This is a genomic window from Oceanobacillus sp. NCCP-135, from assembly GCF_059698015.1.
The window spans coordinates 1-25,469 of record NZ_BAAKSZ010000038.1 but is presented as its reverse complement, the minus strand read 5'-3'; the positions used below and the strand labels follow the sequence as shown (position 1 = coordinate 25,469).

General features: G+C 38.4%; 18 protein-coding genes. 7 read left to right on the top strand and 11 right to left on the bottom strand.

The genetic code is table 11. The annotated features are described in order from the left end of the window. Positions 1-321 precede the first annotated feature (321 nt). From AC6HVZ_RS17780 to AC6HVZ_RS17760, 5 genes are all read right to left on the bottom strand, one after another. On the bottom strand, positions 322-2,376 hold the full coding sequence (locus AC6HVZ_RS17780; protein ID WP_497559475.1) for a catalase: 2,055 nt from the start codon (positions 2,374-2,376) through the stop codon (positions 322-324). Between the two features lie 628 nt (positions 2,377-3,004). Beyond that, positions 3,005-3,394, bottom strand: a complete 390-nt coding sequence (locus tag AC6HVZ_RS17775) for an RDD family protein (RefSeq protein ID WP_497559474.1) — start codon at positions 3,392-3,394, stop codon at positions 3,005-3,007. A 653-nt stretch (positions 3,395-4,047) separates the two neighbouring features. Next, a complete protein-coding gene (locus AC6HVZ_RS17770; protein WP_497559473.1) occupies positions 4,048-5,730 on the bottom strand; it encodes a glycoside hydrolase family 13 protein in 1,683 nt (560 codons plus the stop codon). Between the two features lie 271 nt (positions 5,731-6,001). Further along, entirely contained in the window at positions 6,002-7,777 is a 1,776-nt protein-coding gene (locus AC6HVZ_RS17765; protein ID WP_497559472.1) for an alpha-glycosidase, read from the bottom strand. 135 nt (positions 7,778-7,912) lie between these two features. Then, complete coding sequence (locus AC6HVZ_RS17760; RefSeq protein WP_497559471.1) at positions 7,913-10,006, bottom strand: alpha-amylase family glycosyl hydrolase; 2,094 nt, start codon at positions 10,004-10,006, stop codon at positions 7,913-7,915. Positions 10,007-10,463: 457 nt separating this feature from the next. On the opposite strand from AC6HVZ_RS17760, the gene AC6HVZ_RS17755 reads away from it, so the two are divergent. From AC6HVZ_RS17755 to AC6HVZ_RS17725, 7 genes are all read left to right on the top strand, one after another. Continuing rightward, complete coding sequence (locus AC6HVZ_RS17755) at positions 10,464-11,744, top strand: sugar ABC transporter substrate-binding protein (RefSeq protein WP_497559470.1); 1,281 nt, start codon at positions 10,464-10,466, stop codon at positions 11,742-11,744. A 134-nt stretch (positions 11,745-11,878) separates the two neighbouring features. Continuing rightward, positions 11,879-13,204 (top strand): carbohydrate ABC transporter permease, encoded by a 1,326-nt coding sequence (locus tag AC6HVZ_RS17750; RefSeq protein WP_497559469.1) that lies wholly within the window; start codon positions 11,879-11,881, stop codon positions 13,202-13,204. After that, positions 13,204-14,043 carry a sugar ABC transporter permease gene (locus AC6HVZ_RS17745; RefSeq protein ID WP_497559468.1) on the top strand — a complete coding sequence of 280 codons (840 nt, stop codon included), beginning with the start codon at positions 13,204-13,206 and terminating at the stop codon, positions 14,041-14,043. The genes AC6HVZ_RS17750 and AC6HVZ_RS17745 overlap by 1 nt, the downstream gene beginning before the upstream one ends. A gap of 90 nt (positions 14,044-14,133) precedes the next feature. Next, the gene (locus AC6HVZ_RS17740) at positions 14,134-16,494 is read left to right on the top strand and encodes a glycoside hydrolase family 31 protein (RefSeq protein ID WP_497559467.1); all 2,361 of its coding nucleotides are present in this window, start codon (positions 14,134-14,136) and stop codon (positions 16,492-16,494) included. Positions 16,495-16,515: 21 nt separating this feature from the next. Beyond that, a complete protein-coding gene (locus tag AC6HVZ_RS17735; RefSeq protein ID WP_497559466.1) occupies positions 16,516-16,662 on the top strand; it encodes a hypothetical protein in 147 nt (48 codons plus the stop codon). A 51-nt stretch (positions 16,663-16,713) separates the two neighbouring features. Further along, entirely contained in the window at positions 16,714-17,733 is a 1,020-nt protein-coding gene (locus AC6HVZ_RS17730) for a LacI family DNA-binding transcriptional regulator (protein WP_497559465.1), read from the top strand. Between the two features lie 341 nt (positions 17,734-18,074). Next, positions 18,075-18,263: a hypothetical protein gene (locus tag AC6HVZ_RS17725; protein ID WP_497559464.1), complete on the top strand. Its 189-nt coding sequence runs from the start codon at positions 18,075-18,077 to the stop codon at positions 18,261-18,263. 156 nt (positions 18,264-18,419) lie between these two features. On the opposite strand, the gene AC6HVZ_RS17720 is transcribed toward AC6HVZ_RS17725, so the two are convergent. The 6 genes from AC6HVZ_RS17720 to AC6HVZ_RS17695 form a co-directional block, all read right to left on the bottom strand. After that, on the bottom strand, positions 18,420-20,132 hold the full coding sequence (locus tag AC6HVZ_RS17720) for a sulfate adenylyltransferase (RefSeq protein WP_497559463.1): 1,713 nt from the start codon (positions 20,130-20,132) through the stop codon (positions 18,420-18,422). A gap of 291 nt (positions 20,133-20,423) precedes the next feature. Beyond that, a complete protein-coding gene (locus AC6HVZ_RS17715; RefSeq protein WP_497559462.1) occupies positions 20,424-21,959 on the bottom strand; it encodes a solute symporter family protein in 1,536 nt (511 codons plus the stop codon). Further along, complete coding sequence (locus AC6HVZ_RS17710) at positions 21,959-22,306, bottom strand: DUF485 domain-containing protein (protein ID WP_497559461.1); 348 nt, start codon at positions 22,304-22,306, stop codon at positions 21,959-21,961. The genes AC6HVZ_RS17715 and AC6HVZ_RS17710 overlap by 1 nt, the downstream gene beginning before the upstream one ends. 220 nt (positions 22,307-22,526) lie before the next feature. Then, positions 22,527-23,285: a LytR/AlgR family response regulator transcription factor gene (locus tag AC6HVZ_RS17705; protein ID WP_497559460.1), complete on the bottom strand. Its 759-nt coding sequence runs from the start codon at positions 23,283-23,285 to the stop codon at positions 22,527-22,529. After that, the gene (locus tag AC6HVZ_RS17700; protein WP_497559459.1) at positions 23,282-25,048 is read right to left on the bottom strand and encodes a LytS/YhcK type 5TM receptor domain-containing protein; all 1,767 of its coding nucleotides are present in this window, start codon (positions 25,046-25,048) and stop codon (positions 23,282-23,284) included. Before AC6HVZ_RS17700 ends, AC6HVZ_RS17705 begins: the two co-directional genes overlap by 4 nt. Beyond that, positions 25,045-25,469: sodium:solute symporter family transporter (locus AC6HVZ_RS17695; RefSeq protein ID WP_497559458.1), on the bottom strand; the 425-nt coding region annotated here is incomplete at its 5' end. The genes AC6HVZ_RS17695 and AC6HVZ_RS17700, both read right to left, overlap by 4 nt.

Below are 25,469 nucleotides of genomic sequence, written 5' to 3'. Positions count from 1 at the left end.
AGCAGGAAAGATAGGCTAAGAACATAGCTTGTAAACCCTGTTTTTGGGGGTGCGAAACTTAAGTAATAATAGTATGAATTTAGAAATTAATAAAGATTAGTGGCTTAATTTTTGTATAAATGCTGTTTATTCTACTACTTTTAAGTCTAAATTTAGATAATGAAGATGGGTACAGGAAGTCATAACGCTAATGAACTCCCTTTTTAAAGAGACTATAATCATTTATAATACCGGTTTATAACATTATTGAACATCAAAGAACGCATGAATTCATCCATGCGTTCTTCTTGATTATTTAAGTATAAACTTCAATTCCTAAGTTCAAACAACGATCCTATCCCAATGACGATGTGCTGTAATCGCTTGAACAAATTCATTCACAAAATATGAAGTTTTTCCAGCTACCACACCTGGAGTTCCAATCATATTGTTTTCCTGCAACCACTCGATACCATCGTGCGAGGCACCAATTGGTTTATAATGTTTAAATGCTTCTTTAACAAAATAGGTTGTTTGCTTATGAAAGGCTTTATCTTCCAAGCTATTCCCGCCACCTACAACATAAATTGCATCATATAAAACAGGATCGGTTGTAGTAAACGTATGGTCTACCATTAAATCAACATCATTGATACCTTTTACAACACCTTGTATTTCACTTATGATTTCATACACAATTCCTTCTGCATTTAATCCATGCAAAATTTCCTTGACTTCCACATCATTAAAACCATTGTGCAAAATTACCCCCACTTTTCGAGTAGCAGGTGTTTTCATTGTATTTGCCTGACTGAGTGCCGGGGAGGCTTTTGTTACGCTCGATCCTTCACCGGTTGGAGGAATTGCACCAATATTCTTGGCAATCTGAGTAGCTAATTGAATATCAACATGTGCGAACATTTCAACAACCTGTTGTCTGACATTCATGCTTTTCACATGTCCTACTTCAAAGCTGAAGGCATCGATAATATGCTGTCTCTCATGTGGACTCATGCTATTCCAAAATAATTTCACTTGAGAAAAATGATCATTAAAGCTTTCACTTCTTGCCAGAACTTTGCTTCCTTCGACCTTCTCCTGATAATGGGCAAATCCACCCTCTTTTTCCGTTGCAGGTGCTGGAGTATTAGCCGCAAGTGAATTATTATGATAGGCAACCTGTCCTTTATTAATCGTTTGCCGGTGAAAACCATCCCGCTGATTATTATGAAATGGGCATACTGGCTTATTAATTGGTATTTCATGAAAGTTCGGACCACCAAGACGAAGCAATTGTGTATCTAAATAGGAAAATAACCTCCCTTGAAGTAATGGGTCATTGGTAAAATCAATGCCTGGGACGACATGACCTGGATGAAAGGCAACCTGTTCTGTTTCTGCAAAAAAATTATCGACATTCCGGTTTAGGGTCATCTTTCCAATAATCTTTACAGGAACATCTTCCTCCGGCCAAATTTTTGTTGAATCCAGGATATCAAAATCAAAGGCAAATTCATCCTTCTCCTCAATAATTTGTACACCTAACTCATACTCCGGAAAATCTCCCATTTCAATGGCATCATATAAATCCTGGCGATTATAATCCGGCTTTTTCCCAGCTATTTTTTGAGCTTCATCCCATACAAGTGAGTGAACACCAAGCTTGGGTATCCAGTGAAATTTTACAAAATGTACTTTTCCCTGATCGTTCACAAATCGAAATGCGTGAATACCAAATCCTTGCATCATCCGAAAACTTCTCGGAATAGCCCGGTCTGACATTAACCACATCACCTGGTGTGCAGATTCCTGATTGTTCGCAACAAAATCCCAAAATGTATCATGCGCACCCGTTGCCTGGGGTATTTCATTTTGCGGTTCAGGCTTAATCGCATGGACAATATCAGGAAACTTAATCCCATCTTGTATAAAGAAAACTGGCATATTATTTGCTACTAAATCATAGTTTCCCTCTTCCGTATAAAACTTCGTTGCAAAACCGCGTACATCACGCACCGTATCTGCTGAACCGCGAGAACCAACAACGGTTGAAAAACGGACGAATACAGGTGTCTTCATCTTTGGATCTTGCAAGAACTTTGCCTTTGTGAATTCCTTCATTGATTCATATACTTCAAATTCTCCATGTACCCCAAACCCGCGCGCATGCACCACACGCTCTGGAATTCTTTCATGATCAAAATGCATTAACTTCTCTCTTAAATGAAAATCCTCCATTAACGTGGGGCCACGTCTGCCCGCTGTTAAAGAAAGCTCATCCTCCGAAACACGTAGACCTTGATTGGTAGTCATTTTCTTATTTGCATTGTCTACTTTAAATTGCTCAAGCTGCTCTTGTTTACTATTTTCATTGACCTTTGGTTTATCATCACTCATAAACAGTTCCTCCCTTTTGGCAGTTATTACTTAAGCTTCCCAAAAGAAAAATTCTTATGTGTGAGGATTAGAAATTTTATATGTAAAGATACCTTGTTAAACATAGGAAGATGACTATAATTTTTAAATAAAGCTAGAATGTTCAAGGGATTATTAATCTAATTTTCGGCAAAGGATTTTTTTTAAATCAAAAATGAGGACATAGCACATTATAACTATAGTAGTTATAGAATTTCACTTTAACTATTGTAATTTATTTGGTCAAGAGTTGAGGTTGAGAGATACTTGCTTAAAGTTGAGAGAGAATTCCTGAAGTAGAGAGAGAACGATCATTAGTTGAGAGATAAACGATAAACCACCAATTTTCTCTCAACTTCCACGGCATTTCTCTCAACTTTTCTCGGTTTTCTCTCAACTTCCATACCACTCTGCCCTTGAGAAGCTCTTTATGTGACCAGTCGTACTTGATTTCAGTCATTTCCGGCATAGAGAGCCGTTCTATATGACCGCTTACACTTGATTTCAGTCCGTTCGGGCATAAGAGAAACATTCAATTAGCTTTTCGCAGCTTCATTAGCTTCATTTGGAGCATTGGTGTTAATATAAAAAAACTATTATCAGCAATTCTTTATACTTCATTGACTTTCGTAAGAGCGTAACGATCATGTGGCATCACTGATCCTTCACCTTCATCAAAGCCGTTGGGATTTCCAAGATACTTGAACCCCCCTATTGAATCCCGGTAAACCATCCGCTTAAATAGTTGCTCTGATGTTGGTTTTTTACCATCTTCTGTTTCCAATACAAGTCCCAACTGTTTATAACCAATTGTCTGACCAGTTCTTTTTAGCTGTGCAAATTCGAGCGACCACATGATGAGTGTTGGTGTAACAAGTGCATGAATTGCTTCATTCTTTATTCTTTTTCGCAAAATACACTCTACTCCTGCGGTCACTGCCGTTGAAATTGCAATATCAATCAGATATGCTTTAAAACGTTTTTTTGTAATAGACTTCATAAATATACCCTCCTTCAATATGCTTGTCTAACTATACGTTTGAATGATGGATTTGTTTCATAAAATTAAGCGAAAATCTATTCATTATATAAATGGATAATCTTAGATATAAAATGTTAACATCATAAGGAAATAACGATCGACTTTATGAAGTGTTCTCCTAATTTTACGATTTTTCGCATTTAATCTACATTATCCTTCTAGACAATTTATTTCAAAAAACGTCAACTCAAATAGCCCCACTAGTTATTTGTATTCCGGGGATTTTTTAAGTTTTGGATATCAAGGATAATGGATTCTGAAATAGTCGCATTGACAACGTCTAGTAATTCATCAACCATCCCATAACTGCACAGCGATATTTTTCCTTGCCATTCATGCCTCATGGATGAATGGTTAAACTAGTTAAGAATAATAATGCCAGCGCTGGTCCATTGCAAAAGAGGTCTGTGCTGGCTTTTAAATATCTAGCGTAACTATAAAATTTTAGATTGGGTATAACTTTAATATCAGAATCTGCCACGCAAGCTCCAGTGCCGTTCCGGCTCCTCCTTAATCTAAGTCAACATCGAAACGCTAGAGTCTTCGTGTTTCTTTTATTTCATACGGATCTTTCCAGATCGTACGGCAATAACCGGACGCTTGCGCCTTTGTTATTTTAAGTAATAGACTTGTGATTCATATGGTTTAAATGTGATCGAAGGCTTAAAATTGTGATTACTGGTTTTGTAATTTCCAATTAATAAATGTTTCTGATTATACATATTTACTTCCTCAGGTACTGTGAAATCAATTTCGTCTGCAGTGAAGTTACTTACTATCAGTAAACACTCGTTTTCATAATTTCTAATATAAGCGAAAATCTCCTCACTATCTGGAAATAATAATTGATAGCTTCCATAAACGATAATGTCGTGTTCTTTTCGTAAGGTTATTAGGTGACGGTAGTAATGATAAATGGAATTCGGATCAGCAACAGCATGTTCAGCGTTAATGGCTGGATAATTTGGATTGACAGACAGCCATGGTGTTCCTTCTGTAAATCCAGCATGTTTAGTAGAATTCCATTGCATAGGTGTTCTTGCATTATCTCGTGATTTAACATAGATTGCCTGCATCAACTCATCAGGATTTACATTATCTTTGATTTTTTCATGATACATATTTAGTGTCTCGATGTCCTGGTAGTCAGAAATCGAATCAAACTGAACATTAGTCATGCCGATTTCTTCACCTTGGTAAATGTAAGGTGTACCTTTCATGAAGTGTAAGGTAGTTGCCAGCATTTTGGCTGATTCTATGCGATACTCATTGTCATTGCCAAACCGGGAGACTACACGCGGTTGATCATGATTATTCCAATACAGGCTATTCCAGCCATCAATCTCAAGTGCTGTTTGCCATTTTGATAGAATTCTTTTTAATTCAACGAGTGACCATGGTTTAATGTCCCATTTACCTCCCGCTCCAGAGTCAATATCCATATGCTCAAAATGAAAAACCATATCCAGTTCATTACGATTTTCCCCTGTATATAATTGTCCTTCTTCAGGAGTTGCACCAGGCATTTCACCGACAGTCATGATGTCATACCTGGACAGGACTTTTTGATTCATTTCCTGTAAGTAGTCATGAATCTTTGGTCCGTTCATGAAATAGTTATGTCCGGATACATATTTTTTCCCTTCTACAGGCTCACCATCTGGAAAACGCTGATCCTTGGAAATGAAATTGATAACATCCATGCGAAAACCGTCAATCCCTTTATCGAGCCACCATTTGATCATACTAAATAGTTCTTGCCGCAATTCAGGATTTTCCCAGTTTAAATCAGGCTGCTTTTTGGAAAATAAATGCAGGAAGTAATCACCGGTTGCTTCATTATAATCCCATGCAGAGCCGCCAAATGCAGCCTCCCAGTTATTCGGTTCTGCTCCATCCTTGCCTGGTCGCCAAATATAGTAATCTCTATATGGATTATCCTTTGAACTACGCGACTCGGCAAACCAGTGATGCTCATCTGATGAATGATTAATAACGAGATCCATGATCAATTTCATGTCACGGTTATGAATCTCATGTAGCATGTGATCCCAGTCTTCCATGGTGCCAAAATCCTTCATGATCTTCTGATAATCACTAATGTCATAACCATTATCGTCGTTAGGTGATTCGTAGACGGGGGATAGCCAGATTACATCAATCCCAAGTTCTTTCAAGTAATCCAGTTTCTCAATTATTCCATTAATATCACCGATTCCATCATTATTGCTATCATTAAAACTGCGTGGGTATATTTGGTAAACAACACTTTCTTTCCACCATTGTTTTGTCATGTTGCCCATCCTTTCTGTTAGTAAAATTAATGAAACGCGGAATAAACTCGCAATACCGCTGGATAAAATCAACTGACCGCGGGATGAGGTGGTCTAAGCGCTGGATAAACCACAATAACCGCTGAACCCCGGCAGTGAAGCGCTGGACGGGATTTTGGAAGGCGCTGATATATCAAGATAACCGCTGATATCGTCTCTGCACCTCGTCCTCCACAGTTCCATAGTCCTCATCCACTAATCCACCGCCAGCAAGCGATCTCTCACCCAATACTTATCTCTGTTCAAAAATACGGAAGCCATAACCTGGAAGATCGACCGTTGACAATTCAGAAACTGGTTGCTTATCAACAGACCCGTCATTTACTAAGACCCATTCATCCCACGCATCATTACCATTGAAGACGTGCTCCCCAAGTAATTGTTTGCTGTTTTCGCTGTTATTCATTACAAAGATAAGTCTGTTGTCAACATTGTATTTTTCATAGACAATGAAATTTTTTTCATCATCTGTATAGAGAAAGCGGAAGTCCCCTCCGTTTCCAAACAGAGGGTGGTTTTTCCGTAAGGCAATAAGTAATTGCACATATTGGAACAAGTCACGATCCTGTCTTTGTTCATCCCATTCCATACAGGCTCGACAACCGGGATCCTGGCCGCCAGCCATACCTATCTCATCACCGTAGTAAAGGCATGGTGTTCCAATGAACGAAAGTTGAAATAGATAGAGAAGCTTAACACGGGCACGCTCACCACCAGCCAATGTTAAAATACGTGGTGTGTCATGACTGTCGAGCAGATTAAAGGCAACTTCGTTTACGTTCGAAGGATACATATGCAGCACTTCTGTAATGGAATCAGCAAAGTCTCCAGCAGTCATCTTATTTTTTGCGAAAAAATCAATCGCTCCGTTCGTAAATGGATAGTTCATTACCGCATCAAATTGATCACCCTGCAGCCATGGCATTGAATCATGCCAGATCTCTCCCAGAATATACGCATCAGGTTTTGCATCTTTAACTGTTTGTCGGAATTCGCGCCAAAAAGCGTGATCGACTTCATTGGCTACGTCAAGTCGCCAGCCATCTATATCAAATTCTTCTATCCAATAACGTGCTATATCCAATAAGTATTTTTTGACCTCAGGATTCTCGGTGTTTAGCTTAGGCATCGATCCAACAAAAGCAAATGTATCATAATTTGGCTTTGGCCCAGGTACTACTGGAAAGTCCCGTATATGAAACCAGTCTGTATAAACGGATTTTTCCTGATTTACCAAGACATCCTGAAATGGTGCATAGTAAAATCCACTATGGTTAAACACTGCATCCAGCATAACCCGGATGCCCCGCCTGTGACATTCTTCTACTAAACGGCGAAATGTTTCTTTGTCCCCGAATTGAGGGTCTATTTCCATGTAATCAATCGTGTCGTATTTATGATTGGAATGTGCTTTGAATATAGGAGTAAAATAAATGCCGCCAATTCCAAGTTCCACCAGGTAGTCCAGATGATTAATAACCCCTTGAAAGTCACCACCGAAAAAGTTAGTAGGCGAAGGATCAGTTGAGCCCCAAGCTAGTGTACCTTCAGGATTTAAATCAGGATCGCCATTTCCAAATCGTTCAGGGAAAATCTGATACCAGACGGTGTCTTTTACCCAAGAAGGTGGATTAAAAATATCCGCCTTGTTGAGATATGGGAAGCAGAAGTAATACGCTGTATCAAGAGGAGGTGTTGTGAAAAAACCTCTTTCTGTGTAAATGCATGTCTCATCTTCATCGGAACATTTGAAACCATAACGCATACGAAGAAAATCAGGTTTTACTGCAATAAACCAATAATCGTGCATTGCTGTAGAACCGGATTTTACCATTGCTGCTGTCTCCATTTGCCACTGCTCATTTTTCCAATCATACGGATCACCAAATAGTAGAGATACAGAGTCCATATCCTCTTTTTTCGTTTGTAGAATAATGTGAAGTGTGTCCTTGTCATATGCATATGCAAAATTATTTTTCGGGCGGTGGTAGATAGCTTCTTTAATCATTTTAATAATCCCCTTTCATAATAAAACAACCCCATTTTCCAGGTGGAAAACGGGGTTGTTGTCACAATACAAAGCATTGCCCTTATGTTTTTGTACTATTAACTTACTGTAAGCGCTCTATTTTGTCAACTGAGTTTACCGCCAATTTACAATTACTGTATCAGTTCCTTGCATAGGTGTTATATGAATGTGGTTTGATCCACTCTCCCATTCTACGTTTCCAGAACTCCCTTTTTTAATAAATTTATATTCAATTGTTTCTCCAGCGGGGACACTTATATCATAATACCATGTTGGATATTCATAAACTACTTGGTTAAACATGGGTCCAACCGCTTCATCCGGATACCAATTACCAAGCTCGCTTACATTACCTAAAATATAAACATTTGTGCCAGGATCTGTGTAAGCGTTATTTACGACAAATCGTACTGTTACTTGTTCACCTGTCAAAACTTCAAAATTGTCATATGTGTTGCTAGTTATATTACTGGCATTCATAACAGTTATGTCATATTTTCCAGGATTTATATTTGGCACTTTAATTTCAATTTCAGTATCGGACCAAGACTGAACGTTTGCATTTGTTGAATTAAATTGAACAATCCCTTCAACCGATCCGAACCCCTCACCATTAATTGTAATTATATTTCCCGCTTGCCCCATCATTGGTCCAACATGTCCAATAAGTGGAATTGAAGACTCTTCTGTATACTGCCAAATGGCGACGCCCCTTGGGCTTAAATTAAACGAATTAACTGAACCATCAGTGTTGATTGTTATATTATTACCATCTAAAAGATAATCTAATTCGTCGTTATAAATACCTTCAGGTAGAGAGGTATTTAGATTAGTAACGTCATAACTAGAGTTTCCTCTATTGATTGCTGTTAGTACAACGTTGTTACCAAATTTTCTTTCATAAATATAAACGTCAGAATTAACCCAACGTTCTTTGGTATTCCCAAACCCAAGAGCAGGATTTGATTGTCTTAATGTTGCTAGTTTACTAATTATTTGATAAGAATTTGTAGAAGTATTGAAAGTTGACATAGGCTTTCGATTTTCTGGATCATTATTTCCAGTAAGATACTGTTCAGTTCCATAATAAATTGTTGGAACACCTCGTGAAGTTAACAGCACTGCCAAAGCCATATCAGTATGTCTATTTGAAGAACCATCAACAGAAAAACGACTCATATCATGATTGTCAATAAACGTTACTTGATCGATAACTTCATTATAATCATCTGCTGTGCTTTCAATCATTTGATTATATACATGCCAATCAGCTGTACCATCCCTTAGAACTTCTCTGATAGTTTGGCCGTATTGAAAGTCAAGTAAGCTCATCCCACTTTCATTTGCAAAATGATGGTTTTGAAGATCAACCTCTCCAGTCCCCAAAAACCACTCTCCAAATGTAAATACTGGACGGTAATTATAAATCTCACTCATTAGTGATTCTTGCCATCCTTGTGACATGTGCTTAACAGCATCTACCCTTATACCATCAATGCCTTTATCTAGCCATAGCTTAATAGATTCTTTTAAATATTGATCGATAACTTCGTTATTCAAATCGTAATCTGCTAAGTCATATAAATTTCGATAAATACCGTCTTCATAAGAGGAAAAGTCTGTTCCTCCAAAATGATGGAAAATATTCAATGGATCGTCTGAGTAGGAGCCTAATAAATTACTGTCATCATAAATCGTACCATTTTCAGAATATGAAGGATCTGTCTCTAGAGCAGGTGAAGAATGATTTGGTGTAAAGTCCATAATAACTTTAATCCCGTTAGAATGAGCTGTATTAATTAACCTATCAAACTCAGAAAAGTCTCCATAAAAGGGATTTGTTCTTTTGTAGTCCCTAGCCCAGTATCCATGGTATGATGTATAACCACTTGAATGTAACGCATATACGTTTTCTACTGGTTGGGATATCCATATAGCAGTTATCCCCATATCAGTTAAATATCCATCATTGATTTTGTCTATTATACCTTGCCAGTCACCACCACAATATTTATGCAAATTGCTACAATCTGAACTATAAATGTCCCCTGATGGGTTATTGCTAGAATCTCCATCGTAAAATCTATCTGTTACAATTTGGTAAATAACGTCTCTAGAGTAGTCAACTTTGTTAAATACATCCGCATGGATATTGGTGAATGTAGAAGTAGTTATTAATATTAATAGAATTAGCGCAAACGTTTTCATAAAGCTTTTGGTTAGCTTGGTAATAATAAAATCTCCGCCTCCTTTATTAATTTTGCCTTTTTTTAATTTGCTCTACTCTCCTTTCAGTCTATTACCCCTTCTGTTATTTATAGAGTCTAGGCTGTTTATAATAAGAGTATTGTCCAATGGATTTTAACAATTACGAATAATCTTGGTTGTCAATTACAATTATTAAACGATAATTAAATTCATGTCAATAGGTAGTTGTGCTCTCTTTATTAATGATTTACATAGGATTTTATAAAATTATATCTCTAAAAATAACAGGGTATATAGTAATCTTTAAAAGTATTTAGTGAATTTGCTGAAAACGCTTGCAATAAAAAGGTATTAGATATAGAATAAGCGTAAGTTAAGCGCAAACGTTTGCACAGAAACATTTAGGTGCAGTGCTTGTTGTTAGCTCATATCTATTATAAAAAAGGGGAGAATTAAAATGAAAAGAAGGTTTTTGCTTATAACTCTTGCAGCTTTAATGTCGCTATTAGTTATGTTATCAGCTTGTGCTCCAGATCGTGAGGAAGAATCAGGAAATGACAATGTTGCAACTGAAGGTGAAGCTCCCGAAAAGCCCGAAGAATTAACGATTTGGGCAAATGATCATGACAATCAGTTGGCAGCTATCGAAAAGATCGCCGCTGATTATGAGGAACAAGAAGGAATAACCGTCAATGTGGTAGCGAAATCAATGTTGGATCAGTTACAGGAATTATCACTTGCTGGTCCCGAGGGTAACGGTCCAGACTTATTTTTTCAACCACATGATCAAATTGGAAACATAGTGGCTCAAGGCCTTGCAGAACCTCTTAATTTGTCGGATGAAGAAATAAGTGGGTATAGTGATGCTGCTATTGAATCGGTGACGTATAATTTTGATGGAGAGACTGATAGATATGGTGTCCCAGCTGTCTTCGAAACATATGGAATATTTTATAACAAAGATATTGTGTCAGAAGCACCACAAGATATTGATGATTTAAAAACAATTCTTGAAGAAAAGACAAACGCATCTGAAGACCAATACGGCTTTTTAATGAAGCCAAACGATATATATTTTGCATATCCTTTCTTTAAGAACTATGGTGGTTATATTTTTGGTGGGGATATCGGAGAATATGATGCTACTGACATAGGCTTAAATAATGAGGGATCAATACAAGGTGGAGAATTATTCCAATCATTTTTTGGCCAAGGGATGATACCAGCAGCAACTACTATAGACGTAGTTGATGGTCTATTCACTGAAGGGAAAGTAGGGGCTGTAATAGGTGGGCCTTGGAGTATTTCTGGATATACAGAAGCCTTAGGAGATAGTGTTGGCTTTGCTCCATTTCCAACAATTAATGGTGAGCCTAGTGCAACGTTGGTAGGGGTGAAGTCTTGGATGGTGTCCTACTACTCCGAAGAAAAAGATTGGGCAAAAGACCTAGCACTATTCATGACAAACGAAGAAAATCTTCAACACTACTTTGAGGTTGCAGGTGAACTACCACCTAACACTAATGCGCTTGAATCTATTGAAGATCCAATTTATGCAGCATTTGCAGAGCAAATTGAATATGGAGTGCCGATGCCAAGTACCCCTCAAATGGCTCAAGTGTGGGAACCAATGAATGATGCTTTGCAATTCTTGGCTGAAGGAGAGGATGTACAGTCTGTACTAGATGAGGCTGTTGAACAAATAAAAGCAAATATAGAAGCAAGTGGTTCCGAATAATAAATTTTACTAAAGAGGAAAATGGGGAGATACCTTCTTCCCATTTACTTTTTTTAATTTAGATATATAACCATGTAAGAATTTATAGGAATGATTTTTAGTAGGATAGAAGATTTATTAGGGGGGTATTAGCAATGTCTATACAAACGGACAACGATTCAAAACCTAAAGAAATACAAAGAGAACCAAAACTACATAACCCTAAAATAGCTATGATCTTATCAATTTTGTTTGCGGGTTTAGGCCAGTTGTATAACCGTAGATTTTTAAAAGGTTCTACTTTTATAATAATAGAATTGGCATTTATTGTTACGTTGCTAGAATCTATAAATTATGGGTTATGGGGTCTGCGTACATTAGGTACGATTCCAGGAACTGACCACTCTATCAGACTACTAGTCTTGGGGGTCCTTTCTTTAATTGGTGTTTTCTTTGCTGTGACACTTTATATTTATAATGTAATCGACGCAATGAAGCAGGCACGTAAGATACAGAGTGGCTGGAAACCAATGAAATTAAGGGAGACTATAGGTGCATTTTATGAAAATGCATTTCCCTACTTAATGACATTTCCTGGTTTAGTTCTAATGATTTTTGTAGTAATATTTCCATTACTATTTTCAGTTTTATTAGCGTTTACTAACTATAATCTATATAACTCACCACCTCGAAACTTAGTTGATTGGGTCGGTTTTGATAATTTCATTAACCTGATTACGGTTCCAATCTGGCAAGACACTTTTTTAAGTGTATTTTCTTGGACAATTGTCTGGACTGTTGTAGCTACAACGCTGCAGATCGCACTAGGTCTATTTCTTGCGTTGTTAGTAAATGATTCTCGAATTAAATTTAAAAAATTAATTCGTACCATCTTAATACTTCCATGGGCTGTTCCAGCTTTTGTTACAATTCTAATATTTTCTGCCATGTTCAATGATGATTTTGGTGCGATAAACAGAGATATTATTATTCCGCTGTTTGGTGGTGAAGGCTTACCTTGGTTAAGCGATCCGCTATACGCACGAATTGCTATTATTATGATTCAGACATGGCTGGGTTTTCCATTTATCTTCGCATTATTTACAGGTGTACTACAAAGTATTTCAAAAGATTGGTATGAGGCAGCAGACGTCGATGGGGGTTCTCGTTCTCAAAAGTTTCGCCATATAACACTTCCTCATGTGATGTTTGCAACTGCACCCTTATTAATTATGCAATATGCACAGAACTTCAATAATTTTAATGTTATATACCTCTTTAACGAAGGTGGACCACCAGTTCGAGGTCAAAATGCAGGTGGTACAGATATCCTGATTTCATGGGTATACAAACTAACTTTCGATACAAATAATTACAGCATGGCAGCGGTTATCTCTATTATAATGGGTGTTATTGTTTCTGCATTTGCTTTTTATCAGTTTAGAAGGACAAGATCATTCAAAGAAGAGGGTGAGATCTAATGAATCAAAAAAGGAAATCGAGAATTGAAGTTACTTCTATTTATGTGTTGATAGCCGTTGTTTCTATTATTATATTTTACCCTCTAGTTTGGACAGTGGGTATGTCATTTAATAAGGGAAGTAGTCTTTACTCTTCCTCTATAATACCCGAGAATTTTTCATTAGATCATTATAAATGGCTATTTAGTGATGGTAGTGATTATTTGTTATGGTATAAAAACTCTTTGATTGTTTCCACGGCGACTGCTATAGGAAGTGTTATTCTGACATCTCTTGTAGCATATGCATTTTCTCGATATAAATTTGTAGGTCGAAAAAATGGATTATATGTGTTTTTACTATTGCAAATGTTCCCAGTTATGATGGCTATGGTTGCATTGTATATATTTTTAAATATGATTGGCTTATTGGATACACTTACCGGGCTAATACTTATTTATTTAGGAGGGCAAATACCCTTTAATGCATGGCTGGTGAAAGGATACTTTGATACCATTCCACGTGAACTTGACCAAGCTGCAAGAATAGATGGAGCAGGACATCTAAGAGTATTCTGGAGTATCATGCTACCGCTGGCTAAACCGATATTAGCTGTTGTTGCATTATTTAATTTTATGATGCCTTTATTTGACTTTCTACTCCCAACTATTGTCCTTTCCAGTTCGGAAAACTATACGCTGGCGGTTGGTCTCTATAATTTTATTAACGACCAATTTGCAAACAACTTTACGAGGTTTGCTGCGGGGTCTATTTTAGTAGCAGTACCAATTGCCGCTGTATATCTTTATCTTCAACGATACCTGATTTCAGGGTTAACTGCTGGAGGATCAAAGGGTTAAGTTTATGGATAAAATAATCATTTTTATTACAACTAGAGAATAAAGAAACAAATAAATTTATGAGTAACCTATTTTACAGGAGGTAAACCAATGCTTGAAGATACTAGTTTTGCAATTCACCCAGGTAAAGAACAACAAACGGCTGCGGTCGTATATCGAGATATAGGAAATATAATCAATCAGGAAAAAATCAAAAACACCTACTTGTTTGTATGTGAAAACGGGAATGTCACTCTACAGTTTTATACGGATTCAATTGTGCGGGTAATCATGAATCAGAAGGGTGATCCGAAATTGGATCAGTCTCAGACTGTCGTGGCCAAAGCAGCAGATAATGTAGTTGTTACTGAGGATTTTTCTAATGATGTATATAAATTAAAGACAAGCAAGATCGAACTAGTCATCAGTAAAACACCTTTTCGCTTAACTGTAAAAGATGAGCATGGACAAATAATAGTTTCTGAAGGTGAACGTGGTATGGCTTACCGGGAAAATGGGGAAGTAGTTACCTTTAAAGAAATGCAGGAGAATGACCATTTTTATGGATTTGGTGAAAAAACAGGATTCCTTGATAAGCGTGGGGAAAAATATGAAATGTGGAACTCCGATGTTTATGCGCCACATAACCCGGAAACTGACCCATTGTATGAATCAATTCCCTACTTTATGACATTACGCAATGGTCGCGCACATGGTGTGTTTTTTGATAATACGTACCGTTCTGCATTTGATATGAAATCTTCTTCCGAGTATTATTCGTTCACTGCAGAAGGTGGTCAGATGGATTATTATATAATGGGTGGTCCTGAGCCCAAAACCGTGTTGGAACAGTACACTCATCTAACAGGAAGAATGCCGATCCCTCCTAAATGGGCCATTGGCTACCACCAATCCCGCTACAGTTATGAAACAGAGGCTGAAGTTCGCGAACTGGCACAGAATTTCGTGGATCGTGATATCCCGGTTGATGTCATTCACCTAGATATCCATTATATGAATGGGTACCGTGTATTTACATTTGATAAAGAACGGTTTCCAAACCCAGAACAGTTAATTAAAGATTTGCGTAAGATGGGTATTCGCATCGTTCCAATCGTTGATCCAGGTGTTAAAAAGGATCCTGAATACACGATTTACCAGGAAGGTGTAAACCAGGATCAATTCTGTAAGTACATTGAAGGTGAAACCTATTTCGGTGAAGTTTGGCCGGGTACTAGTGCTTTTCCTGATTTTACTGATGAGAAAGTCCGTAAATGGTGGGGCGAAAAACACGCATTTTACACAGATCTGGGAGTAGAAGGTATCTGGAATGATATGAATGAGCCTGCTGTTTTTAACGAAACAAAGACAATGGATTTAGAAGTAATACATCGAAATGATGGTAATCCCACCACGCATCGGGAGCTTCATAATGTTTATGGATTTTTAATGGGGCAGGCAACCTATGAAGGCATGAGGGAACAGCTGAATGGGAAACGTCCATTCCTGCTGACACGTGCTGGATATGCTGGTGTGCAGCGATATGCATCGGTTTGGACCGGGGATAATCGCAGTTTCTGGGAGCATCTTCAAATGAGTTTGCCAATGGTGATGAACCTTGGACTATCAGGTGTACCATTCACAGGTCCGGATGTGGGCGGATTTGCGCACGATACTAATGCAGAGTTACTTGTGCGCTGGACACAGGTTGGAGCATTTACACCATATTTCCGAAATCATTCGGCGATTGGAACCCTGTACCAGGAGCCGTGGCAATTCGGTGAGAAGTATGAGCATATTATGAAAAAATATATTCAGATGCGCTATAAGTGGATGCCGCAACTGTATTCATTGTTCTATCAAGCCAGTAAACAAGGACTTCCTGTAATGCGTCCATTATTGCTGGAATACCCTGAAGATGTAAAGACATATAACATGAATGATCAATTTATGATTGGTGATAATGTGGTCATGGCACCGATTTTGGCACCATCTGTTGTAGACCGTGCTGTCTACTTGCCCGAAGGTGACTGGGTGGAATATACGACAGGCGACGTCTTTGAAGGAGGTAATACACACTTAATTCATGCCGAGCTTGAAGATTTGCCTATCTTTATTAAAAAAGGAACTGCGATTATGCAAGGCGAGTGGATTTCAAACGCGGATAAAACAACTAAGAATGTAAGTATGAACATTTACGCAGCTGAAAAAGATACAACATATCGATTCACCCATTATGACGATGATGGAGAAACTTTTGCCTATGAAAAGGGTAACTTTATCGAGCTCGAAATGGAAATTGTCTCAACAGCTGATCAGGTGAAAATTACAGTATTAGATAAAAAAGGCGATTATAAACCTGCATATAAAGAAATATTTATAGACGTAATCGGACTAAATGAAGGTCAAAATGTTATAATTAACGGAGAAGTCAGTCGTGAAAACCATAAATTAGTTCTAGAAAAGAAATAGAAATAGGCTGTTTTCCAGTAGTTGCTGTTATATGCAAATAAAGAAATGAATCAACACAGCAGTGGCAATATGCTAAACGCTGAGAGCGGGGAACAAGCTGAGGAGCTTGCAGATAGCCCCGCAGATAGTGAGTATATTTCCACTGCGTTGTTTGAAAATGTGAAATAAAGCAGTAAACCAATTAAACACAGCCTGGAAAAAATGACGAGGGTGAGATGAATGGTAACAATTAAAGATGTAGCAAAAGCAACAGGCGTATCACCCTCTACTGTGTCTAGGGTAATTGGGGATAATCCAAGGATCAGCCCTGATACAAAGAAAAAAGTTCGTAAAGTAATGAAAGAACTGGGTTATCATCCAAACATCAATGCACGTAATTTAGTTGCCAAGTCAACAAAGGCCATCGGGGTCATCATGCCGTCATCTGCCAATACAGCACTACAGAATCCGTTCTTCCCGGAAATCTTACGGGGGATCGGTTCTGTTACCCACAATCTGCAGTATTCAATGATGTTATCGACCGGTGAATCTGATGCTGAAATTTTTTCAGAAGTTCAGCGTATGGTTTATGGTAGCTATATTGATGGCGTTATCCTGCTATACTCCAAGGTGAATGATCGGGTGATGAATTTCCTCCGTGAAAATGAATTTCCGTTTGTTATTGTCGGGAAACCCAATGAAAATATTAATTCAATTACACATGTTGATAATGATAACTTCGAAGCAGGAAAAGATATAACAAACCATTTAATCAAACAGGGTCATAAAAAAATCGCCTTCATTGGTGGTTCAAAGGATTTGTTTGTGACGATGGATCGTGAAGCGGGCTATGAAGCTGCAATGAAGGAAGCAGGTTTGAAGGACTGTGATGAATATAAGATTCATACAGAGTTTCTTAAGTCAGGTGGACGTGAGGCAGTAGAGGATTTATTAGCATTGGATATTCGACCCACAGGTATTGTCGTTACAGATGACTTAATGAGTCTGGGTGTGTTAAGTACCTTGGAAGAATCCGGTGTTAATGTACCACAGGACATTTCACTTGTTAGTTTTAATAATGTATATCTATCCGAGATTACCCGTCCAGCTTTAACTACGGTTGATATAAACATCTATGAACTTGGTGCACAATCAGCAAAAGCACTGATTGAAAAATCTGTAAATAAATCAGAGCCATCCAAACGAATAATAATTCCGTATAAAATTGTATTTCGAGATTCAGTGAGTAGGAAAGCCTAACACAGGCTTTCTTTTCTTTAGTATCCTGCATTCCCGAAATCTGTAACAATAAAAACCTTATAAACATCTTTAGCACTAACTGTTAAGAAGGTTTTTTAGTTAATTTTTGAATCGTTACACTTAAAAAGTATAATGAGGAAAGATAATGAATATAAAATGCACCTTTGTAAATTAATATTGTTTTGTCAGCATCTACGAAGGTTAAGATTACCAACTGTAAATCATCTCGTTATATATAGCGGGAATCCAGGTAGTATAGAAATGGCGCTCTGCAAAAATCTTACCCTCATGAAGTAACTCATACACCTGCAAAGGCAACAAATGAAACACAACTGAATGCATTGATCATATCAGATAAAAATGTGCTTCATGTATTTGACCGAAGCTATTTCAACTTTGGAAAGTTTAATACCTATTGTACAGATGATATTCGGTTTGTTACACAAATTATAATCAATACAGTTGTAAATGGCATCGAGGTATTATCAGTTAACGACTCTTTCCCCATCATGCCGTATACAGTCATGTAATTGGAAACATAAAGTATCTGCTGCAACCATGGTTATTATCTATGCACGCTTGTGATAATTTCCTATCCAATCAAAAAAATTGAGCGATCTTATACACTTCGGAGATCGCTCAACTTGGAGGTCTACATCGCCTTACCAGTAGTTTCCACCTCTCACTTACTCTTCATCACTTCCACGATAGCGCCGATATGGTAGAGGGTTCCAAGTTCGGTATTCTAGCTCTTTTGTACGCAGTGCAGCTGGTAAATCATTGAAAACTCTTCGCGCCACTTCCAATTCGTGTTCTGCTTCCCCCTTATCCTGGTACATAAATTCATCCGATGCCTTATCCGGCGCTTTATCTACCTTTTCCTCTAGATATTCAACAACCATTTCCTGCTGTTTATGAATGGACTCTCGGGCATCAGCTACCCAGTCCGGTTGCGTGGAACGAAGCGTATCGGTGACATAGCTAAATTCATCAAAGATTTCCTTATAGACCCGATCAGCATTTGAACGTACATCCATAATAGCCGTTTCCAGATCTTCAATCGTTAAGTTATCGACCTCCAGCGGCTGATTTCGCTTTGCCCCGCCCAGCCTGGATGTTTCTAAATAATATGGGAAAATACTTTTGATTGTTTTTCCAACTGGGGAGACGGCCTGGTTGTTCTCATCAACACCTTTTGGCTGAACACCTTGCATCGCAATTCGAGCAGATTCCGGCCGGACGATTTCCTTCGGTGGAAGGACACCGTAACGCAACAGTTCTCTAATACCCGTCCCGGAAATATTAATTCGATAACGCTCATCATGTGGACAGGTTTGATCCGTCGCTGGATTGTCACAGCGTGTGCAGTAAAATACTTCATGGAACAGACGAATATCAATACCTAATTCTTCTTCAGTAAATTCGTCAAAAATCGTATGACTGGCATATTTATCATAAAAGTCTCCAATGCCCGCATGATCCCGACCAATTAGCGCATGTGTACAGCCATAATTTTTCATAATTAATGCATGAAGAACCGCTTCACGGGGGCCAGCGAAAATATACGTAACCCGGAGTGGTGCAAGAACGGTTCTTTCTTTTGGATAATACGTATCCAAAACACTACGGTAGGATAACATTCGAAACTCATGGCGTGTATATTCACGTTTCGCCATCTCTACCAGTGGTTGAACAAACAAACCATCGAGCTCCTCCAATGCATTCCTGTGAATATACTCATGCCCACGATGCAGTGGATTGGCACCTGTTATAAATCCACCAACTGATTTAAATTTCTTTTCTTCATAAAATAGCTTCCAAGTATCCTTAGGCTCCATTCGAATGCTTTCAAATGGACCCCAATGTACCCTGCGAAGCAATTGAATCGGGCCACCTAAGGCAGTATCTCCCATTCTTCGATAAATGGAATCAACACCAGGGTGATTACGATCAGTCGTACCGAAAAGATGTGATGCACGGAACTCTCTATCATAATGAAAAATATCATCCAATTTAAGAATCGCTACCGGCTCTTTTGTGTCATCTGCAAGCGCTACTTCATCACCAACAGATAATGACTGAATAACCTCCTTGTTTCGGTCACCAATTGGCGCAAAACTTAGTGGCACTGGCCAGACGATACCATTTTTCAGGCGTCCATCTATTAAAACTGACTTATAGTCCTCTTCAACCATAAAACCTTCATTCGGTGACAGGACACCAGTTGCAATCATTTCCAGTGTGATAACAGCTTCCATATCAATCATAATTACCGGCAGCTGCTTCGCTCTCTCCATTGCCTCCTCACGCTCTTTCCCAGTAAGAACTCGATTCACTAATTTTCCACCATGCGGCTTATGCGGATATGCTGCTAATTTTTCTTCACTCAAAATACTCATCATAACTCCTCCTTCTTCCCTTATACTCTATTAGTCTTTCAAAGAAAATATATTGTAGACAAATGAAATTTAGAAGTTTTCGTTCCGGATTATATATTAGAAAACTTGGCATTCGCATTAGGTTGGGCGATGCCTTAGTTCAAAAGAAAAGTTCGTCTGCGATATATTGGTTACGTAGCTTTTCTTTGTGCACTTATGTAGAAAGAAATATGGATATACTCTTTTTACTGCCATGAAAAACAGCTGTCATCCTAATTATGACAGCCCCTTTTCCTTAATCTTATATTTACCTTAACTGGACTTTCTATAGCCGGTATGTGCTTTTACTTTTACTTCAGCATAGCGTTTTAAATCATTATCGTTCGAGAATATTGTTCCAAGGTAACCACCAAGAAAACCAAGTGGTACACTCACTATTGCCGGGTTTTCCAGTGGGAAGATTGGCTCCCCGTGGAATAAAGCTGCACCCTCTATCGGCGAAAATACACTAGGACTGATTGACACAAGTACCAATGCCGATATTAGTCCAAACAATATAGCCATAAGAGCTCCTTGTGTATTAAACCTTTTCCAATAAACGGTATACAAAATAACTGGCAGATTAGCACTCGCTGCGATACAAAATGCAAGTGATACAAGGAAAGCAACGTTCAAGTTCTGAGCACCTAAGGCAAGAAGTATCGAAACTACGGATACTGCGAGTGCTGCATAACGTGCTGCCAGCATCTGTTCCCTGTCCGTAACATTACCTTTTTTAATAATCTGCCCATATATATCATGTGCAAATGCAGATGCCCCTGATAAGACCAGCCCAGCCACAACTGCCAGGATCGTAGCAAATGCTACAGCAGATATAAATGCGAATAGAATGTTTCCACCGATTGCCTCCGCTAACAATGGGGCTGCCATATTTCCTCCTGGATTTGCTCCAAGTATTTCGCTTTCCCCAACAAATATAGCTGCTCCAAATCCAAGGAATAACGTTAAAATATAGAATATACCGATTGTCCAGGTAGCTGTTATTACAGAGCTTCTGGCTGTTTTCGCATCCTTCACCGTGAAGAATCGCATCAGGATGTGCGGCAAACCAGATGTACCAAGAACCAGCGCAATCATTAAGGAAATGGTTCCTAATCCATCATCATACTTGAGACCAGGCTTTAAATAATCAGCTCCATGGCTGGTAGCAGTTTTTACTTCTGTGAACATGGCAGAAATATTAAAGTTGAATTTCATCAGAACAAGGAATGAAATAATAACCATTCCAGCCATTAACAGTACTGCTTTGGTAATTTGCACCCAACTTGTTGCAATCATTCCGCCAAATAGTACATAGATGGTCATCATGACACCAACAATTAATACAGCAATCCAATAATCAATATCAAATAATAACTGAATAAGTGCACCTGCACCAACAAGCTGTGCGATCATATAAAATAGAACGATGGTAATTGTACTAAATGCAGCCGCTCCCCTAATCTTTTTAGCATCAAAGCGGGAATTAATCATATCAGCAAGGGTATATTTCCCAAGATTACGCAATGGTTCAGCTACTAGAAATAAAACAACTAAATAAGCGATCAGAAAACCAATACTATAGAAGAATCCGTCAAAACCATTTAATGCAATCGCCCCGGCAATACCGAGAAATGAGGCTGCCGATAAATAGTCACCTGCTATGGCTAAGCCGTTTTGCCAACCAGTAAGTCCTCCGCCAGCTGTATAAAAGTCACCAGTCGATTTGGTTTGTTTTGCTGCAAAAAATGTAATTACAAGTGTCAGTAGAACAATTGCCAGAAATAGGACAACAACCGTCGTATCCATTAGGAATTACCTCCCTTTTTTATCTGCTCTTCAATAATCTGATCAGCTTCATCATCAAAGGTGGCTGCCTTTTTTATATAGATCGTACTTAGCACCCAAACCATGACGAATTGGGAGACTGCAAATAACCAGACCCATGATATATCCCCAAATAATGGTGTATTCAAAAAAGTGGTATAAGACGTTAATACTGGCAGTAAAAAGTAAAAGATAAGAAAGAATATCGTCATCGGTACGATAAATTTTTTCTTTCTTTCCATAAATCCTTTAAATTGACTGCTTTTCTCCACCTCCAAATAATCAATTTTATTCGTATGTTCTTCCATTCGTTCTTGTTGACCATTCACAAAACCATCCTCCTCGTTTCTATCATGCTTAGTGGTTGACTAATTAGACACTTTACAAAATCTACTGTTTCCCATTGCGATATTTATTTCGTTTAGTAAGTCACCCTCCTTTACTGAAAGCGCTTACTAAACATTATAATTATTTTTCGCAATCATAATGAGAAGATAGTATCAACGGTTGATTTTCATGTGTGAATGGTTTTAATTAACTGTTAAATGGTTATAATTTGAATATTTTTAAGATTGTTTTACTAGCTGAACGGCTTACAGGTATTTTTGTTCTGTGCTTATCCTTAAGTGTGACATTGCTTGTCCCATTAAACCAGGGAGTTATCTCCAAAATATGATTTAAATTAACTAGATAGCTTCGGTGGGTACGGAAGAAAGAATGGTCTGATAATTTTCCTTCTAACTCCTGCAATGTCATACGGCTCATTAGCATGTGATCCTCGGTATGAATTTCCAACATCCTGTTATTCGGCACAGCATAATATATCGAATCAGGGGACAAAACCACCATTCGCTCCCCATCGTCAACAAGTAACTTGGAAGCTGACAGCTGCTCTTTAACCGGTTTCGTTGCCTCTCTGGGATCACTATCAATTTGCTGAATAAGTTTGCGTATCCTGAACATTGTCTTTTGAAAACGATCTTCATCATAGGGCTTTAATAAATAATCTACCGCTTCAATTTCAAAAGCATCCAATGCATACTCATCATATGCCGTAGTGAAAACAAACAATGGCGGTGATCCTGCAGATTGATCCGTAATATATTTTGCAGCTTCTACGCCTGTTAAACCAGGCATTTCTACATCAAGAAAAATTAGATCCGGCTGATGTTCAGCATATAATTCAATTAATTGTTCACCGGTTTCGGCATGTGGGGATAAAACAATATCTTTTTCCTCTTTTAGCAAATAAAGCAGCTCTTTTCTTGCCATTAATTCATCCTCAGCAATCATCGCACGAATTTTCATGTTAGTACCCGCCTTTCCATTTGACTCTGTTCAGGGATTGAAAATGCCACTTCACTTCCCCCTTCAGGTAAATTCCGAATTTGCAGCCTGGCTGATTCCCCTATTAAACTAATTAGCCGTTTATTGACATTATAAATGCCAGTTCCACCATCTCTTGTATCTGCAATAGGTTGATGACTTACCAGCGCTAAAATAGACTCAGGGAATCCCGGACCATTATCCCGAATCGCAATATGGATCGTTCTCTTACATCTTTGAATCACTATTTCCACCCTGCCATTATCCGCTACATCCCTTAGCCCATGCCGAATACAATTTTCCACCAATGGCTGAATCGTCGATGGTGGAATATAAATATCCGCAACTTCATCCGGTCTGATAAAATCAATCTGCAAACGCCCGGCAAAGCGTGCCCGGATAATTGTAGTATATGCTTCAACATGCTCACATTCTTTTTCAAGCTCAACAAGTGACCTGGAAACAAGCCGTAAATTGAATCGCATAAAACTTGCCAATTGCAAGGTTATTCGTCGAGCGTTTTTTGGATTTTCTCGAAATAATGACGCAATCAGCTGAAGAGTGTTAAATAGAAAGTGCGGATTAATTTGGGCTTGAAGATTTCTCAATTCCGCATCGCGTATATGTGTTTTTAGTTTTTCCGCTTTCAAAATATTCAGTTGATTGGAAATGAATTGACCTAATCCTTGAGCCATCATGAGCTCAACAGGAGAAATATGCTGCGCTTTTCGAAAGTAAAATGTAATGAGTCCCGAAAAATCATTTACCCCAGTTATTGGAATCATAATCGCAGCTTCCAGTGGGCAATTCTCATGGGTACATTCGATTTCTGCCTTGCTATAGGCTACTTTCATCTTATTTGTTTGGATTGCTTCCAATGAAAGGGCTCTTCTAATAACTTCACCTGGATGATGATGCTCGGCACCTAGTCCTTTATGGGCCAACACTTCCTGATGACTTGTCACGGAAACTGCCGCCAGCTGCAGCCTGTCGTACAGTAAATTAGCGATCCCCTTAGCCATATCAACCGGAGAGTCTTTCCGTAAATACGGCATTGCTTCCTCTGCAATCGTCAAAGCCTGCTTGGAAGCAAAGGCGGCTTCATTTTCCTGTTCACGCAAAACAATCCCAATCATTGCCGTAAAGATTGCAATGGCAATACTATTCGATAAGACAAGCGGCAAGCCAATCCTGTCAACAATTGCAACCATATTAGCTGAATCCGGATACATGATCAGCAGTAACTGCATTTGTAAAACAGGTGGAAACACACCAATAAATAATGCCTTAAATGGTGAAATAACTCGCTCATTGGAAAAAAACCGAGCTGTCATCCCTGCAAGTAGACCTGTCAATGGATTTACAAGGGCATTGGCAAGTGAGCCAATCCCACCAAGAAACATCAAGTGAGCACCTGCAATGATTCCTGCACCAAGTCCAACGATTGGTCCACCAAGCAATCCTGCAATTACAATCGCAACCAAGCTTGAACTAACAATCATTTGATTATTTTCTACAGGATAAATAACAAAATCACGAGAGATTGCGGATTCCCCTGTTATAATGATGCCATTTATCGTACTCGCAATCGCAAATATCCCAAAAACCAATGCATGCACAAGCGACATTTTCCAACTGAATTCTCTGTACAGCATAGCTTTAAAACCAGGTGTACGAGTCATTACAAAGGCAATAACAAGCAATAAACCCAGTCTCTCAAACAGAATGATCGTTAAGTCCTTCATGAGCTTTCACTCCTTGACTCCATTCCAGTCTGTGATTTTTTAAAAAATACTCTATATTCCGCTTCCGTCTGTGAATGATTACGTGAAAGAATAGTACCTAAATAGGCACCTAAAAAACCTATAGGAATGGCAATTATTCCAGGATTATGTAATGAAAAAATCGCTTCCATTTCGATCCATCCACCATCCGGATTCATGATATAAGGACCTAACAATACAAGGATCAGTGATGCAGCAAGTCCACTTACCATCCCTGTAATTGCACCAATCTGATTGAACTTTTTCCAATAAATTGTTAAAAGCAAAACAGGAAAATTACTTGATGCTGCCACAATAAATGTTAAGGATACAAGACTTGACAGTCCAAAGTTCTCCCCCATATAATTCAAAAAAAAGCCTACAAAAGCCGGTTTTTGCTGGA